A 15,311-nucleotide genomic window follows, 5' to 3' on the forward strand; every position below is an offset into this window, starting at 1 on the left:
ATCAACAAATCGGCAGGCCTGCACTAGCGCAGGACGTGATGTGCCGCAAGTGAAGCGCGGCGAAGAACTGAATCGCAAACGGCTTCGGCACAGCCGGTCACGATCGCCCGCCAGCCTCAACGTCATCATAGAGCCCGCGGACCGAGGTCGCATCGCCGCGGCGCTCGGCGAAGCCGGTCACCCTGAGCACGCGCACATTGCGGTCGAGCGCGATGGTCAGCACATCGCCGATCTTCACGCCATGGCCAGGCGAGGTCTCGCGGACGCCGTTGATGCGCACATGCCCCGAGGACACCAGCGCCGCGGCGCTGCTGCGGGCTTTCACCACCCGCGCATGCCACAGCCATTTGTCGAGGCGCTGGCGCTCTGAAGGAACGTCGGACGTCGGCGTTGTCCTCTCAGGCCCGGCGCAGCGCGCGCGGATCAATCCTTGCGGTTGTTCGCCGCGAGCTGCTCCTTGAGCGCAGCCAGCTTGGCGAACGGCGAATTCGGATCGGCCGGCCGGTCGCGATCGCGACCACCGCCGCCGCTCGAGGCGTAGGGGCGCAGCGCCGGGCCGCTGTCGCGCTTGTCGCGACCGCCCTTGCCGAAGTCGCGACCGCCGCGTCCCTCGCGATCGCCGCCGAACTTGCCGCCCTTGTTGCGGTCGCGGTTCTGATCGCGTCCTTTGGCATCCTGGTCGCGGCGCGGCCCGCGATCCTCGCGCGCCGGCGCAGCGGCAGCCTCGCCGCCGGCCTGTGGCGGGCCCTTGCGGAAGTCCTTGCCGAACTCCTTGACCCGGTCGCGACGGCCATGACCGCGATGATGGCGATCTCCCCGCGCCTCGCCTTCGGCCGGCGCGGCACCCGCCGCAGCCTGCTCGCCGCCAGCGGCAGCCTGGCCGCGATCGTGCTGCGGACGGTGATGCCGGTTGCGCTGATGATGCTCGTGGCGCGGACGACGCTCTTCCGAGCGTCCGCCGGGACGCCAGACCTCGACCAGCACGGGCTCGGCAGCCGGCGCGGCCTCGGCCGAGGCGGCAGGCTCCGCCACGTCAGCCGGCGCGGCTTCGGGCTGCGGTGCCTCCAGCGCGACGGCTTCGGGGAACGCTTCGGCCGTGGTCTCGGCCACAGCTTCGGTCTCGACCGCAACAGCCTCAGCCGCGGGCGCCTCCTCGGAGGGAGTCGCGGTGACGAAATCAACGGTGGGGAGTGACGACATCGCCGAGACGGGCGCGGGCGCGACAGAAGGCTCGGCCGCGACCTCCGGAGCCGGCATCACCTGCTCGGTGACCGGCGCAACAGCCGCTTCAGCCACGGTCGGCACCGGCTCACTCGCGCCGGCATCCACGGCCTCCGTCGGCGCCGCTTCGGCAGCGGCCTCGGCCGGCTTCTCCACCGGCGCCTCCACCGGTTTGGGCGGCAGCGGCGGCCGCTTCTCCATGCGATAGCCGAGCGCGCGCAGGATCGAGGCGAAATCCTCGCCGGCCGAGCCGGTGAGCGAGGTCATCGCCTGGGTTACGACGAAGCCGCGGCCATCGAACGCTCCGGCCGGCTTTTCGCCCTGCGTGTTCTCGCGCCACGCCAGAGCGGGGCGAATCAGGTCGGCGAGGCGCTCCAGGATGTCGACGCGCACGGCGCGCTCACCCGCCTGCTTGTAGCCGAGCACGCGGTAGGCATCACGCGGCAGCGCCTTGTCGGCCGGGAACGAGGTGCGCCCGGAGCTCGCCAGATGCTGCGCGCCGGTCAGCGCGGACATGTCGATATTGCCCTGCTTCTCGGCCCACAGCAGCGCAGCGAGCGCGCGCGCGGCCGGCTTGAGCAGCGCCGGGACGTAGATGTGATAGGCGCCGAACCGCACGCCGTATTTGCGCAAGGTGGCGCGCGACGGCTGATCGAGATCCTTCATCTCGCCCGCGATCTTGGCGCGTTCGATCACGCCGAGCGCCTCAACCAGCTGGAAGGCGATGCCACGTGCGATGCCGGTAATGTCCTCGGCCTTGGACAGTTCGAACAGCGGGCCGAGCAGCTTCTCGATATGAGTCTTCAGCCACAGATCCAGCCGGGCCTGCACCTTGTCGCGGGCCGCACCCGTCAGCCGCTCGTCGGCAATGATGCGCAGTCGCGGATGCAGGGCGTCATCGGCCGCGACCAGCTTGGCGACGGCGTCGCCGGTCCAGCGCATGGTGCCGTCGGCAGTGAGCACGATGTGCTCGTCCGGCGCATTCGACAGCTTCTCGGCACGCGCCTCGATCTCGCCGGCCAGCGCCTTCTGGGCAGCAGCCTGCAAGGCCTTGGCCTCGGAGCCGGCTTCGGCGGCGTCGGGGGCGAAGGTGAATCCATCCAGGCGGCCGATCGCGTGCCCTTCAACGATCACTTCGCCGGTCTTGCCGATTTCCGTATTCAAAACACTGTTCTCCCGCAGGCGCCGCATCAATACACTGGTACGACGATCAACGAAACGCTCCGTGAGCCGTTCATGAAGGGCGTCTGACAATTTATTTTCGAGTTCGCGGGTAATTCCCTGCCAATAGTCGGGATCAACAAGCCAATCTGGCCGATTGGCGACAAAGGTCCAGGTGCGAATTTGTGCAATCCGCCCCGACAGCGTGTCGATGTCGCCGTCGACGCGGTCGGCCTGGTCGACCTGCGCAGCGTACCAGGCATCCGGAATCCTGCCCTTCTGCATCAGGAAGCCGAACACCGTGGTGACCAGCTCCGCATGCGCGGCCGGCGCCAGCCGCCGATAATCGGGAATCTGGCAGGTTTCCCATAGACGTTCGACAGCGGCGGCGCCATGCGCCATGTCGCGCACCTCGGCGTCGCGCGCGGCGTGATCGAGCACGCGCAGATCCTCGGCGATCGGCGCCCGCGTCAGCGCCTCATGGCCGGGTGCCAGCGCCAGCGACACCTGCAGCGCGCCGAGCGAGGCGAAATCGAGCTTCGAATTGCGCCATTGCAGCACCTTCACGGTATCGAAAGTGTGGTTCTGGAGCGCATTCACCAGCTCGGGCTCGAACGGCGCACAACGTCCGGTGGTACCGAACGTCCCATTACGCGTTGCGCGCCCGGCACGGCCCGCGATCTGGGCAAACTCCGACGGCGTCAGGCGGCGGAACTGATAGCCGTCATACTTCCGGTCGGAGGCAAAGGCGACGTGATCGACGTCGAGATTGAGGCCCATGCCGACGGCGTCGGTGGCGACGAGATAATCGACGTCGCCGTTCTGGAACATCGCCACCTGCGCATTCCGGGTGCGAGGCGACAGCGAGCCGAGCACGACGGCCGCGCCGCCATGCTGGCGGCGGATCAGCTCCGCGATGGCATAGACTTCGTCAGCTGAGAAGGCGACGATCGCGGTCCGGCGCGGCTGCCGCGTGATCTTGCGATCGCCGGCGAATTCCAGCTGCGACAGCCTCGGCCGCGTCACCATCGAGGCGCCCGGCAACAGCCGCTCGATGATCGGGCGCATCGTCGCAGCCCCGAGCAGCAGCGTCTCGTCGCGGCCGCGCCGGTTGAGGATGCGATCGGTGAAGACGTGGCCGCGCTCGAGATCGGACGCGATCTGGATTTCGTCGACGGCGAGAAAAGACACGTCGAGATCCCGCGGCATCGCCTCGACGGTCGAGACCCAATAGCGCGGATTTTTCGGCTTGATCTTCTCCTCGCCGGTGATCAGCGCGACGGCTTCGCTGCCGACCCGATCGGCGATCTTGTTGTAGACCTCGCGCGCGAGCAGGCGCAGCGGCAGTCCGATGATGCCGGAGGAGTGCGCAAGCATGCGCTCGATCGCAAGATGAGTCTTGCCGGTATTGGTCGGACCGAGCACGGCGGTGACGCCGCTTCCAGGAGCACGGTCGGATGCACGGTCGGACATGCGCTCGAAAGGCGAGGCAGCCGAAGAAGACGGAAAAGCCATTCGTTAAATTTGGGTCTCGAAGCCGGCGTTGCAGGCGCGCGGGTCAGGCGCGATGGATGCTGGATTTGTCGTCGTTATTTGAGCAGCTGCGCTCCTCACCCTGTCTCACATCGTGACGCATATAGGGACGCAGCTTAAGCTTCGGAACGCCTTGAGAACGAATCACGAAGGAATCGCTGACTCCCACGTCTTTCCGGCTTCGTTCACCGCAACATCTCGCGCTCTGCGATCTCATCGGCACTAGATCAAGTTTTCAGGGGCTCGACAAGCAACGCTTTTGCGAGGGAACCAGAGCGCGTTGGCGCCCGCCTTGAGTCGAATCAGATCGCGGCAAGAGTCAAACGGATTCGCTGATATGACGAAGCGGCATCCTGATGCGCGATCTTGAACCGCTCTCACGGCGACCGCGTCACGTGCCTTTCGAGGTATCGGGACGATTCAAGCAACATGATCAAGCCGATGCCGCGCGGTCACGCCATCACGCCCGAATCCGGATTCAGCCTCTGAGGGCTTTCCGGAGCGACGCGCAGCGAACATGCGGGAAAAAATAGTGGTCCGTCGCGCTACTGCGTCTTGGCGACATGCGGTGTCGCCTGGGTCATGAACGTCGTCGCCTCCAGCATCGCGGTGCCGAACGACGTCGGGATGACCACCCTGAACGGCACCAGCACGCGCGTGCCTGCGAGCGGCACGAAGAAGACTTCCATGTTGCGCGCCTGGGCGAGATATTTGATCACCGGCCGGTCCGGGATGTAGCCGGCGACCGGCGTGAAGTAGATCGCGCAGACCAGCGCCGGGCCGCGATAGCCTTTCTCGGCCTTGACGTTCTCCATGCGCTTGTAGTCGAGCTTGAGCTCGTAGCGCATCCGGCCATCGAAGATCGGCGCGGCGCCACGGCAGGAGTCCGGCGACAGCAGCTCGCCATTGCCTGGCACCCGCACCAGCGAGGCCGTCATCGGATCGAGCACGCCGCGCTTGTGCGCGTCCGTCACCGGAATGCGGTCGGCATCGACCGGCGGGGTCGGCTCGATGGCGAAATCCTTCACCGTGCCGTTCTGCAGGTTGATGCGGATCTGCTCGGATTTCTTTCCCGTGGTGGTCGAGGCCTGGTAGCTCTGAGCGACCAGCGCGCCGTTGACGACGCGCCCCTGCACCGAGCCCGTGCCGGAGCCCTGCGAGAAGCTCTTCAGCAGTCCCGCGGTGCCGCCTTGCGCGGACGCGCCGTATTGGTCGTCGCCGATCTCGATCGCCCAGGTGCCCTTGCCCACGGGAATACCGGCCAGCGACGCCTCATATTGCGCGTCCAGCCGGGCCTGCGCCTGCGCGCTCTGCGCCAGCAGCAACAAACAAAGGGCGGAACCGGCCGCGATCAGGCGGCGCGAGAGGAATGAGGGAGCCGAGATGATGGTCACGTGAGGGATGATCCTGCCGATCCGCCTGCCTGAGCGCCGGACTGATCCGACGCGCCGTCCTTGCTACTTAAGCCAAAAACGCCTTCGAACAACGCGAACCGGCCGACAATGGCGGTTTGTCCAGCGCTTTGCGCCCGAACGGCCCTGGAACGATCGTCCTCTGACTTGCCGGAACCGCGCACTCTTTTTCCGGCACCGCGCCAGGAGCCCGCCGTTCTGGCGCTGGGATGGTTCGCGGGATGCCTATCCATCACGCCGGAATGCGCCCTTTATATGGTCTAAACTGTACGCTATACCCTTGATTATACGTCCGCTTTTCTGATCGGCGGTAATTGCGGCCGGACGCCGCAGACCTGCTCGCGGCGGCATGCGTCCCGACGCAGGTTCCGGCAAGCCCCGACGCCAGCCGATTGCCGTGGCCTTCAAAACCTTGACGAAAAGCCCCGTCCCCCCTATAGGACCGCATCTCCCAGAGACGAGCTGGACGAGTTTTGGACCCCCGCGGCCCGCCGATACGAGCGGACGAAGGGTGCGGGGATGAGAGAGGATTTATTGCCATGTCGCGGCGCTGTGAACTGACGGCCAAGGGCCCCCAGGTTGGCCACAAGGTCAGCCACTCGAACATCAAGACCAAGCGGCGCTTCCTGCCGAACCTGTGCAACGTCACCTTCATCTCGGATGTGCTCGGCCGCAACGTGCGCCTGCGCGTCTCGACCAACGCGATCAAGAGCGTCGACCACAATGGCGGCCTCGATGCCTACCTGCTGAAGGCCAACGCCGCGGCGCTGTCGCCGCGCGCCCTCGAGCTGAAGCGCGCCATCGAGAAGAAGGCCGCCGAGGCCGCTCCGGTCGCCAAGGCGAGCTGAGCTTCAGGACCACATCGCCAGGACCCGCCGCATCGCGCGCGAGGTCCAAATGAATTGAGAGAACGGCCGGGTCGCCAGATCCGGCCGTTTTCGTTTGCGAGATGACGGCGCCAGACCCGCCCGCGCGGAGGCCGCGAAACGAACAAGCGAGCGCGTTTTCGTGCCATCGCGTTCGCACAATGGCCATCGATGATCGATGATGGCGATGTCACCCGCGCGGGTGACCGGCGCGCCCCAGACGAAGTGTCATGGCCATCGACCTCCCCAACGGCAGCGGGATGCTCTACACTCGCTGCGGTAGCATTATCGCGGACATTCCTTTGTCATGAAGAATATTGTCATCTGCTGCGACGGCACCGGCAACGAGATCAGCGAGAACATTTCGAACGTCCTCAAGCTCTATCGCTGCCTGCGCAAGACCGACAAGACGACGCCGCACCAGGCCGTGTTCTACGATCCCGGCGTCGGCACCCTGACGCAGCCCGACAGCTGGCATCGCTTCAAGACCAATTTCAACATGGTGCTCGGTCTCGCCACCGGCTACGGGCTTGATGACAACGTCATCAACGCCTACTGCTTCCTGGCGACACATTATGAGGACGGCGACCGTATATTCCTGTTCGGCTTCTCGCGCGGCGCCTACACGGTGCGCGTACTGGCCGGCCTGATTCACAAGGTTGGACTGATCTCGCCCGATCAGCTCAATCTGGCCGGCTCCGGCGTGATCGCCTACAAGAAGTACTCATCCGACAATCCGCAGGCCGGACGCGGCGTCACCAAGGAGGTCGAGAGCACGGAGGAAGAAGGTCCGATCCCGGAGAGCCGCGACGACCAGGCCGCACAGTTCGCGCGCATCACCTCGACGCGCTGGCCGACCATTCACTTCGTCGGCGTGTGGGATACGGTGGCCAGCGTGATCGTGCCGCGCACCGACCGGCTGTTCGCGCTGCCGAGCCTCGAGGAGCTGGCGTTCACGATCAGCAATCCCAGCGTGAAGATCTTTCGTCAGGCCGCAGCAATGGACGAGCGGCGCTGCATGTTCCGGCTGAAGCCTTGGGAGATGCCCCAGACCTTCACGCCGAACCGCTTCAACAAGGCCAAGGCGAGCCCGCAGGACGCCAAGCAGGTGTGGTTCGCAGGCGTGCATTGCGACGTCGGCGGCGGCTATCCGGAGGCGCAATCAGCAGCCTCGAAATATCCGCTGCTCTGGATGATCGACGAGGCGGTCGAGGCCGGACTCGCGGTCAATCCACGCACCGTCAATCAGCTCGCCTGGGGCGTTCAGCGCAAGAACAGCCCGTTCTCTTATGTGGAGCCGAGCATCCGCGGCCCGCTGCACAATTCGATGACGCCGGCCTGGCGGCTGCTCGAATATCTGCCGAAGCGGGCGAAGTACAAGGAATGGCCCGAGCGCAAGGTCCATTTCGGCTTCTACATCCCCGATTGCGAGCCGCGCTTCATTCCCGACGGCGCATTCATCCATGAGAGCGTGCTGATGCGCATCGCGGAGTCGAAGGACTACCGGCCGGTGAACCTCCCGGCGACGTATGAGCGCGTGCCGCTGCCGGTTAAGCAGAAGACGGACTAGACGATCGCTTCCGGAGCCCTGGCACATTGAACGGTGCGCACGGCGCCGGCTCGCCACCGATCGAGGACTGGGCCCACGACCGGCATCAGATCATTTTCAGATGAATGACGCCGTCCGTGACCTCCCCGCGCGCGAACAGCTCGCGCGCGCGCTGCTCGAACGCGGTGCGATGTCGCTGCAGATAGGCCAGCGCCTGATTGCGGGTGCAGAAGCTGGTTTCGAGCTGACACACCTGCCGCGTCGAGCCGATCGCGAGCGCAAAGGCGATCATCTGCCCTCCCTCGGCATCTTCCCTCGAAATACGAACGTTGGTCGCGACGGATTTGGCCACGTCAGCCTCCTCGGCAGGAAGGTGGAACCTGTACGCGAAACGCTGGCTTCAGAAGCAAACGAACATCGCCGCTCGTGGTTCGAACTATCGAGCGACCTTCTTGCGCCGCTTTGCGCTCGACGCGGAGGCGGCATCGCCGCCAGCCGTCGCGTCCTGCGCCTCCTTGGCCAGCCTGAGCGCGCGCAGCCGTTCCATGTTGCTGCGGACCGCGGTTGCACGCCGATCCCACTCGGCCATCGCCTTGGCACCGTCCTCGGCGGCGAGCTGCTTGCGCTCCGCACGCGCGATGCTTTCAGCCGACGGCGCCACTGCTCGCTTCGTTGCCATCGACCGATTCCTTCTCAAGAGCTGCCAATCGTCGTCACGAAACGCGAACAGCCCGCTCAATCCTGGAGATCGAGCGGGCAAACCGGCCATTTCAGTACATCCGTGAAATGGCAAGAGATCGATGGATCGACGCGATCAGATCAGCGAGAGATTTTCCGCGCTGGTCTTACCGCGCATCTTGTCGGTCTTGACGTCGTAATTGAGCTTCTGGCCTTCGGCCAGACCGGACAGACCAGCACGCTCAACGGCGCTGATGTGAACGAACACGTCGTTCCCGCCGTCCTGCGGCTGAATGAAACCAAAGCCCTTCTGGCCGTTGAACCACTTTACGGTACCCTGCATGTCTATCTCCAAGCATATTCGTCGCGCGAACACCGCACGACATCATCATTCAACTGAGCGATGACTTTGGAAATAGCCCGCGGGCACATTCAGAAAGGCACAGCGGCTAATCGAACAATCTCAAGGTAGACCCTTTCCTGGGGATTACAAGGGCGCGTGGCAAATATAGTTTGCAGAGCTGACGCCGCTGACCCAATGCGCTGGCAATCTCGACCCTTCGCGCTTATGTTTCTCGGTACCATCGGTAACGGCTTGGCCATCGATGGCTGAGAGACACCTCGTGCTCCCGCCTTCTCGGAAGGGGATGACGATGTCTCGGTACGACGGGCCCAACTCATTCTAACGCCGCTTGTCTAACGGCCTGTTCAACGTGACGCCTCGATGTGCGCCGCGCCGGCCGAGCTCACTTCGGCATACCACTCAGCTAACAATGTCATCTAACAATGTCATCGCGAGATGAAGACAAGGAGGACGCTTTTGCAGGTTCTTGTTCGTGACAACGACGTCGAGAAGGCATTGCGCATTCTGAAGCGCAAGATGCAGCGCGAGGGTGTGTTCCGCGAGATGAAGCGCCGGCGCTCCTATGAGAAGCCGTCCGAGCGCAAGACACGCGAGAAATCCGACGCGATCCGGCGCCAGCGCAAGGTCGCACGCAAGCAGGCGATCCGTGAAGGGTTGCTGCCGGCGCCCGTGAAGAAGGTACCTGCGGCACGGCCGGGCGCACTGCCCTCCACCACGTCAGCGCGCGAGCGCCCGCCAGGCCATCTCGCATCCGCGACACCTCGCAGCTAAGCAAGAGGCCGGCTGACCGGCCGACATCGGCGCGAACGAAGCCGGCTGTCAGGCCGGCTTTTGTTTGCTGTCGCGAACAGCCGCTTCGCGCGCAAGGCGCTCGGCCTTGAGCCGCTCTCTGTTCTGGTTGAACGCGTCCTGCGCTTTCTCATAGTCACTGGTCGTCGCCGCGGCCGGCTTGAAGGCCTTGTGGGCTTCAAGCACGGCGGCCGTAGGCCTGCGCTCTGACATGATGAATTTCCTTGCTGGATCGTGAATGTCGGCAAGACATCCTGGGATGACTGGCACGGGACGGTCACGGCTCAATGACGTCCTCGACGGATCGCCGTCCTCGTGAGCATGCTGCTCGGAGCCGGCTTTGCAGACGGCCCGGAGCCGCGTCCTCGAGTCAGTCGATCGTATAACGAGATTGTGCCAATTATGTTGCAACTCATTCGGGGCGCGCGATCACGTCATCGAGGCTTGCGCCCCGGAACGGCCGCGAGCAGCTCGCGCGTATAGGAATGCTCCGGATTGGCGAACAGCGCCGCCGTCGGTTTCAGCTCGACGATCTCGCCCTTCTGCATCACTGCGATCCGGTCGCAGATCTGCGCGGCGACGCGCAGATCGTGGGTGATGAACAGCATCGACAGGCCGAGCCGGGACTTCAGATCCTCCAGGAGACGCAGCACCTGCGCCTGCACGGAGACGTCGAGCGCCGATACCGCCTCGTCGGCAACGATGATCTCCGGATCGAGCGCGAGCGCGCGCGCGATGCCGATGCGCTGGCGCTGGCCTCCGGAGAATTCGTGCGGATAGCGCGCGATGGCGCCGGCATCGAGCCCGACGAGACCTAACAGCTCCTGCGCTCGTTTCAGCGCGGCATCGAGCGGCGCGCCGCGCGCGACCATGCCGTCGGCGATGATGCGGCCGACCTTGCGGCGCGGATTCAGCGAGGCGAACGGATCCTGGAAGATCATCTGGATGCGATGGCGCTGCGCGCGCAGGGCACGGCCCTCGAGCGCCGTGAGATCGACGTCGCCGATCCGCACCGTGCCGCGATCGGCCTCGATCAGCCGCATCACCAGGCGTGCGACCGAGGACTTGCCCGAGCCGGACTCGCCGACGAGGCCGAGCGTCTCGCCCTGGTGAATGGCGAAGTTCACCGCATGCGCCGCACGGGTCTCGCGCTTCGGACGGAACCAGCCGGTGGGCGTCACATAGGTCTTGTCGAGGCCGATCACCTCGATCGCCTTCGGCACGTCTTCGCGCGTGACGCGCGGCGGCGGATCGAATGAGGGCACTGCCGCGAGCAGGGCTTTGGTGTAGTCGTGCTGCGGATGGTTAAGCACCGCTTCGGCCGTGCCCTCTTCCACGACCTTGCCATGGCGCAGTACCACGACCTGATCGGCGATATCGGCGACGACGCCGAAATCATGGGTGATGAACATCACCGCCATGTTGTGGCTGGCCTGCAGGTTGCGGATCAGCTTGAGGATCTGCGCCTGTGTGGTGACGTCGAGCGCGGTGGTCGGCTCGTCGGCGACGAGCACGGCCGGCTCCAATGCCAGCGCCATCGCGATCATCGCGCGCTGACGCTGGCCGCCGGACAGCTGATGCGGATAGGCGCGAATGATGCGCTCGGGATCGGGCAGCCCGACCTCGCGCACCAGCGCCAGTGCCTTGGCGCGGCGCTCCCCAGGCGAGAGCAGATCGTGCGCCTCGAACACCTCCATCAACTGGTCGCCGATCCGCATCAGCGGATTGAGCGCGGTCATCGGCTCCTGGAACACCATGGCGATGCGACGGCCGCGCAAATCGCGCCAGCCGTCTTCATCGACCTTCAGCAGGTCGTCTCCCTCGAAGCGGATCTCGCCGCTGTCGACCGTCACGGTATCCGGCAGCAGGCCGAGCAGCGCATGCGCGCACATCGACTTGCCCGAGCCTGACTCGCCGACCACGCAGACGATCTTCCCCGCGGTGAGGTCGAATGAGACGCCGTCGACGGCATGCGCGCGCTCGGCGCCCTTGGGCAAGGCGATGCGAAGATTCTTGATGGCGACGACGGGCTCAGACATCGCTCACCGTCCGCAACGCGAAGGTTTCGTAGAGTGGGCAGAGGCGCGCCGATGCCGCGCGTCGTTTGCTCCGCTCGTTCCTGCGCCGTGCCCACCATAAGCAGACGAGATCGACAATCGGTGGGCACGCTCCGCTTTGCCCACCCTACGGCAGTCATGATCAGCCATGCTCACCTGCCCTCGCGCGACAGGCGCGGGTTCAATGCGTCGTTCAGGCCCTCGCCGATCAGGTTGAGGCCGAGCACCGAGAGCAGGATGGCGACGCCGGGGAACACAGTGATCCACCACGCCTGTCGGATGACGGTGCGGCCGGCGCCGACCATGTAGCCCCAGGAGATTAGATTGGGATCGCCGAGGCCGAGAAACGACAGCGAGGATTCCAGGAGGATCGCGGTCGCCACCATCAGCGAGGCCAGCACGATCACCGGCGACAGAGCATTGGGCAGGATCTCGCGCCAGATGATCCACGAATTGCTCTGGCCGGTGACGATCGCCGCCTGGACGTATTCGCGGGTGCGCAAGGAGAGCACCTCGCCGCGAACGAGGCGGGCAACCGGCGGCCAGCTGACGAGGCCGATCGCGGCAACGATCGAATAGATCGAGGGCTGCAGGATCGCGACCAGCACGATGGCGAGCGCGAAGCTCGGAATGGTCTGGAAGAACTCGGTGAAGCGCATCAGCGCATCGTCGACGCGGCCGCCGAAATAGCCGGCGATCGCGCCGAGCGGCACGCCGACGACCAGCGCGACCAGCGTCGAGACGAGGCCGACCAGCAGCGAGACGCGGGCGCCGAAGATCAATCCGGCCAGCACGTCCCGCCCGAGCGCATCCGTGCCGAGCGGCACCTTCGCCAAGGTGAACGGCGGCACGAACGGCCGCTGCACCATGCGCCAGGGCGAATTGGGGAAGTAGAACGGCCCGGCTACCGCGATGATGATCGCCAGGACGAGGATGATCAGCCCGATGATGCCGCTCGGGCTGCGCAGCATGGTGCGCCAGAACTGCTTCATGACGCGTACTCGATGCGCGGATCGACCAGGCGGTAGACGAGGTCGGTGACGAGGTTGAAGATCAGCACCATGGCGGAGGACACCACGAACACGCCGAGCAGCAGGTTGTAGTCGCGCTGGATCAGCGCGTCGTACATCAGTCGGCCGATGCCGGGCCACGCGAACACCGTCTCGGTCAGCACCGCGCCGCCGACCAGCGTGCCCGCGTGGACGCCCGCGAGCGTCACGACAGGCAGCAGCGCGTTGCGCAGAACGTGACGTTGCAGGATGACGCCGTCACGCAGGCCCTTGGCGCGCGCGGTCTTGACGAAGTCGAGCCGCTTCACCTCGAGCATCGAGGCGCGGGTCATGCGGGTATAGGTGGCCATGAAGAACAGGCCGAGCGTGGCCGCCGGCATCACGAGATGCGCGCCAACGTCGAGCGCATGGCGCAGCCCGGTGTAGCCGGCGCCGACGGTCTCATAGCCGAAGCTCGGCAACCAATCGACCCAGACGGAGAACAGCAGAATGGCGATCAACGCGATCCAGAACAACGGCGTCGCGTAGAAGACCAGCGCGAGCACGGTAATGGCCGTATCGAGGAACGTGCCGGCGAACCGCGCCGCCAATGCGCCGAACAGAACGCCGAGCGCGAGCGAGATCGCAAACGCCGAGAGCGTCAGCAGCAGGGTTGCGGGCAGCCGTTCGGCGATCAGCCTGGATACCGGCGCCTGCTGGCGAAACGAAAAGCCGAGATCGAGAGTAGCGATGCCCTTGACGTAGATGAGGAGCTGCTCCGGCAACGGACGATCAAGGCCGAACTTCTCGCGCAACTGCGCGACGAACATCTGGTCGGAGGCGCCGGCCTCGCCGGCCATGACGACAGCGGGATCGCCCGGCGCCAGCCGGATCAGAAAGAAGTTCAGCACGATGATGGCGAGAAGGACGATGACGCCCTTCGCGACGCGCTGGGCGATGAAGGAGAGCATAAAGGGCCCGTGATGGTCAGCTCGGCACGATCAGTTGAGGCGCTGGAGCGCGGCGCTGATGGCCGCGCTCCCTGGACCACCGCTATTTGTCGAGCCAGGCATCGCGGAAGCCGTCGTTGACGCCGACGCCGGTGGTGATCAGGTTCTTGACCTTGCATTTGGTGATGGTCGGGAACTGCAGCTCCAGCAGCCAGGCGACCGGCACGTCCTCGACGAGGATCTTCTGCACCTTGTCGTAGGCCTCCTTGCGCTTGGCGTCCGTCGGCGCCGTCGCGCCCTCGGCGAACAGCTTGTCGACCTCGGGGTTGGAATAGCCTTCGACGTTGTTGAACAGCTGCCCCTTGGCGATCGCCGAGGTCAGGTAGTTGCGGGAGACGCCGAGCGCGGGATCGCCGTACTGATAGAGATAGGTGAAGGCGATGTCGTAGTCCCACTCCATGATCTTCTGGTTGCCGCCGGGCACGTCGGTCGCGATCGTCTCGATCGTCATGCCGACGTCCTGCAGGTTCTGCTTCACCGCCTCGCCCCAGCGCTGCCAGGTCTCGCCATAGGCCAGCGGCAGCATGCGGATCTTCTCGCCCTTGTAGCCGGCTTCCTTCAGCAGCGCCTTGGCCTTGGCGGGATCGTACGGATATTTCGGCACGTCATCGGTGTAGAACTTGATCGTCGAGGCCGACGGACCGGTGGCGACCTTGCCAAGCCCGTTCCAGATCACGTCCTTGGCGAAGTCGCGATCGATCGCGTACATGATCGCCTGCCGGACCTTCTTGTTGGCAAGGATCGGATTACGCAGGTTCAGCCACATCCACGACAGCGGCGAGAAGAACTCCCAGCCGGCGCCGGTGACGCAGGCGCCGGGCAGCTTGGAGACCCGCGGCACGTCGAAATTCTCGATCGAGCCGCCCGGCAGCACGTCGACCTTGCCGGTCTCGAACGCGACCGAGCGGGCCGCCGCGTCGGGAATGATCTGCCAGTAGACCTCGTCGAGATACGGCTTGCCCTTCTCGTGGTAGTTCGGATTCTTCACCATCCGGATGAACGAGCCCTTCTGCCACTCCTTGAACATGAAGGGGCCGGTTCCGATGGGCGCGTTGTTGTTCGGATTGGTCTTGTAATCGGTGCCTTCGTAAAGGTGCTTCGGCACCATGGGCAGCGAGCCGACCTCGAAGATGCCGATGAAGGGACCGAAAGGCTCCTTCAAGGTGAACACCACGGTGAGATCATCGGGCGCCTCGACCTTCTCGACCATCACAAGATTGTTGCGGGCGCGCGCATGCGTCTGCTTCAGCATCTCGATCGAGAACAGCACGTCGGCCGAAGTGAACGGCTTGCCGTCGTGCCAGGTCACGCCGGGCTTGAGCTTGAAGGTGTAGACCTTCGCATCGGGACTGATCGTCCAGCTCGCGGCCAAGCCGGGCAGCGGCTCGAGCTTGGGACTGTAGCGCAGGAGGCCCTCGAAGATGTTGCCGGATACCATCTGGGTGGGGCCGTTCTGGACCATCGCCAGCATCAGGCCGGGCGGCTCGGGCTGGATCACCGCATTGACGACGCCGCCGACCTTTGGCTCCTCCGCTTGCGCCACGGACAATCCGCAGCCGATAACGATCCCCAGCAACGCCCGTTTGATCATGATGCACGTCCCAAATGATTTCGGTCAGCAGCGATGCATCAAGCGCGCCAATGTGCGCGCGAAGGCCATGCGGCGTTTTGATGCTGCGCTT

At 65.0% G+C, this 15,311-nt stretch carries 14 protein-coding genes; 3 read left to right on the forward strand and 11 right to left on the reverse strand.

Features of this window, described 5'->3' with window-relative positions; genetic code table 11:
* Positions 1-97: 97 nt before the first annotated feature.
* The 3 genes from NLR35_RS18010 to NLR35_RS18020 form a co-directional block, all read right to left on the reverse strand.
* Positions 98-424, reverse strand: a complete 327-nt coding sequence (locus NLR35_RS18010; protein WP_257168024.1) for an RNA-binding S4 domain-containing protein — start codon at positions 422-424, stop codon at positions 98-100.
* Positions 424-3,897 (reverse strand): helicase-related protein, encoded by a 3,474-nt coding sequence (locus NLR35_RS18015; protein ID WP_257167862.1) that lies wholly within the window; start codon positions 3,895-3,897, stop codon positions 424-426. Before NLR35_RS18015 ends, NLR35_RS18010 begins: the two co-directional genes overlap by 1 nt.
* A gap of 563 nt (positions 3,898-4,460) precedes the next feature.
* Positions 4,461-5,309: a DUF3108 domain-containing protein gene (locus NLR35_RS18020; protein WP_257167863.1), complete on the reverse strand. Its 849-nt coding sequence runs from the start codon at positions 5,307-5,309 to the stop codon at positions 4,461-4,463.
* Positions 5,310-5,866: 557 nt separating this feature from the next.
* On the opposite strand from NLR35_RS18020, the gene rpmB reads away from it, so the two are divergent.
* Together rpmB and NLR35_RS18030 are read left to right on the forward strand one after the other, a co-directional pair.
* The gene (rpmB, locus tag NLR35_RS18025) at positions 5,867-6,175 is read left to right on the forward strand and encodes a 50S ribosomal protein L28 (RefSeq protein ID WP_006613663.1); all 309 of its coding nucleotides are present in this window, start codon (positions 5,867-5,869) and stop codon (positions 6,173-6,175) included.
* Between the two features lie 325 nt (positions 6,176-6,500).
* Positions 6,501-7,763 carry a DUF2235 domain-containing protein gene (locus tag NLR35_RS18030; RefSeq protein WP_257167864.1) on the forward strand — a complete coding sequence of 421 codons (1,263 nt, stop codon included), beginning with the start codon at positions 6,501-6,503 and terminating at the stop codon, positions 7,761-7,763.
* A gap of 85 nt (positions 7,764-7,848) precedes the next feature.
* Here NLR35_RS18030 and NLR35_RS18035 read toward each other — a convergent pair whose 3' ends face one another.
* From NLR35_RS18035 to NLR35_RS18045, 3 genes are all read right to left on the reverse strand, one after another.
* Positions 7,849-8,094, reverse strand: coding sequence for a hypothetical protein (locus NLR35_RS18035; protein WP_257167865.1), 246 nt, complete (start codon positions 8,092-8,094; stop codon positions 7,849-7,851).
* 84 nt (positions 8,095-8,178) lie between these two features.
* The gene (locus NLR35_RS18040) at positions 8,179-8,421 is read right to left on the reverse strand and encodes a transcriptional regulator (protein ID WP_257167866.1); all 243 of its coding nucleotides are present in this window, start codon (positions 8,419-8,421) and stop codon (positions 8,179-8,181) included.
* A 135-nt stretch (positions 8,422-8,556) separates the two neighbouring features.
* Positions 8,557-8,763: a cold-shock protein gene (locus tag NLR35_RS18045; RefSeq protein WP_006613659.1), complete on the reverse strand. Its 207-nt coding sequence runs from the start codon at positions 8,761-8,763 to the stop codon at positions 8,557-8,559.
* Positions 8,764-9,240: 477 nt separating this feature from the next.
* Here NLR35_RS18045 and rpsU point away from each other — a divergent pair, with 477 nt between their 5' ends.
* Positions 9,241-9,555: a 30S ribosomal protein S21 gene (rpsU, locus tag NLR35_RS18050; protein WP_257167867.1), complete on the forward strand. Its 315-nt coding sequence runs from the start codon at positions 9,241-9,243 to the stop codon at positions 9,553-9,555.
* Between the two features lie 48 nt (positions 9,556-9,603).
* Here rpsU and NLR35_RS18055 read toward each other — a convergent pair whose 3' ends face one another.
* The 5 genes from NLR35_RS18055 to NLR35_RS18075 form a co-directional block, all read right to left on the reverse strand.
* Positions 9,604-9,786 carry a hypothetical protein gene (locus NLR35_RS18055; protein WP_257167868.1) on the reverse strand — a complete coding sequence of 61 codons (183 nt, stop codon included), beginning with the start codon at positions 9,784-9,786 and terminating at the stop codon, positions 9,604-9,606.
* Positions 9,787-10,007: 221 nt separating this feature from the next.
* Positions 10,008-11,612, reverse strand: a complete 1,605-nt coding sequence (locus tag NLR35_RS18060; protein ID WP_257167869.1) for an ABC transporter ATP-binding protein — start codon at positions 11,610-11,612, stop codon at positions 10,008-10,010.
* A gap of 170 nt (positions 11,613-11,782) precedes the next feature.
* Positions 11,783-12,622, reverse strand: coding sequence for an ABC transporter permease (locus NLR35_RS18065; protein ID WP_257167870.1), 840 nt, complete (start codon positions 12,620-12,622; stop codon positions 11,783-11,785).
* Positions 12,619-13,590: an ABC transporter permease gene (locus tag NLR35_RS18070; protein WP_257167871.1), complete on the reverse strand. Its 972-nt coding sequence runs from the start codon at positions 13,588-13,590 to the stop codon at positions 12,619-12,621. Before NLR35_RS18070 ends, NLR35_RS18065 begins: the two co-directional genes overlap by 4 nt.
* An 82-nt stretch (positions 13,591-13,672) precedes the next feature.
* Positions 13,673-15,220, reverse strand: coding sequence for an ABC transporter substrate-binding protein (locus NLR35_RS18075; protein WP_257167872.1), 1,548 nt, complete (start codon positions 15,218-15,220; stop codon positions 13,673-13,675).
* Positions 15,221-15,311 lie beyond the last annotated feature (91 nt).

Source organism: Bradyrhizobium sp. SRS-191, from assembly GCF_024586915.1.
In the GTDB taxonomy this organism is placed as follows: domain Bacteria; phylum Pseudomonadota; class Alphaproteobacteria; order Rhizobiales; family Xanthobacteraceae; genus Bradyrhizobium.

Excerpts from the sequence above, each read along its gene's own strand:
- NLR35_RS18070 (WP_257167871.1), bottom strand. The coding sequence starts at position 13,590 with ATGCTCTCCTTCATCGCCCAGCGCGTCGCGAAGGGCGTCATCGTCCTT.
- NLR35_RS18060 (WP_257167869.1), bottom strand. The coding sequence starts at position 11,612 with ATGTCTGAGCCCGTCGTCGCCATCAAGAATCTTCGCATCGCCTTGCCC.
- NLR35_RS18055 (WP_257167868.1), bottom strand. The coding sequence starts at position 9,786 with ATGTCAGAGCGCAGGCCTACGGCCGCCGTGCTTGAAGCCCACAAGGCC.
- NLR35_RS18015 (WP_257167862.1), bottom strand. The coding sequence starts at position 3,897 with ATGGCTTTTCCGTCTTCTTCGGCTGCCTCGCCTTTCGAGCGCATGTCC.
- NLR35_RS18065 (WP_257167870.1), bottom strand. The coding sequence starts at position 12,622 with ATGAAGCAGTTCTGGCGCACCATGCTGCGCAGCCCGAGCGGCATCATC.
- NLR35_RS18030 (WP_257167864.1), top strand. The coding sequence starts at position 6,501 with ATGAAGAATATTGTCATCTGCTGCGACGGCACCGGCAACGAGATCAGC.
- NLR35_RS18045 (WP_006613659.1), bottom strand. The coding sequence starts at position 8,763 with ATGCAGGGTACCGTAAAGTGGTTCAACGGCCAGAAGGGCTTTGGTTTC.
- NLR35_RS18040 (WP_257167866.1), bottom strand. The coding sequence starts at position 8,421 with ATGGCAACGAAGCGAGCAGTGGCGCCGTCGGCTGAAAGCATCGCGCGT.
- NLR35_RS18075 (WP_257167872.1), bottom strand. The coding sequence starts at position 15,220 with ATGATCAAACGGGCGTTGCTGGGGATCGTTATCGGCTGCGGATTGTCC.
- rpmB (WP_006613663.1), top strand. The coding sequence starts at position 5,867 with ATGTCGCGGCGCTGTGAACTGACGGCCAAGGGCCCCCAGGTTGGCCAC.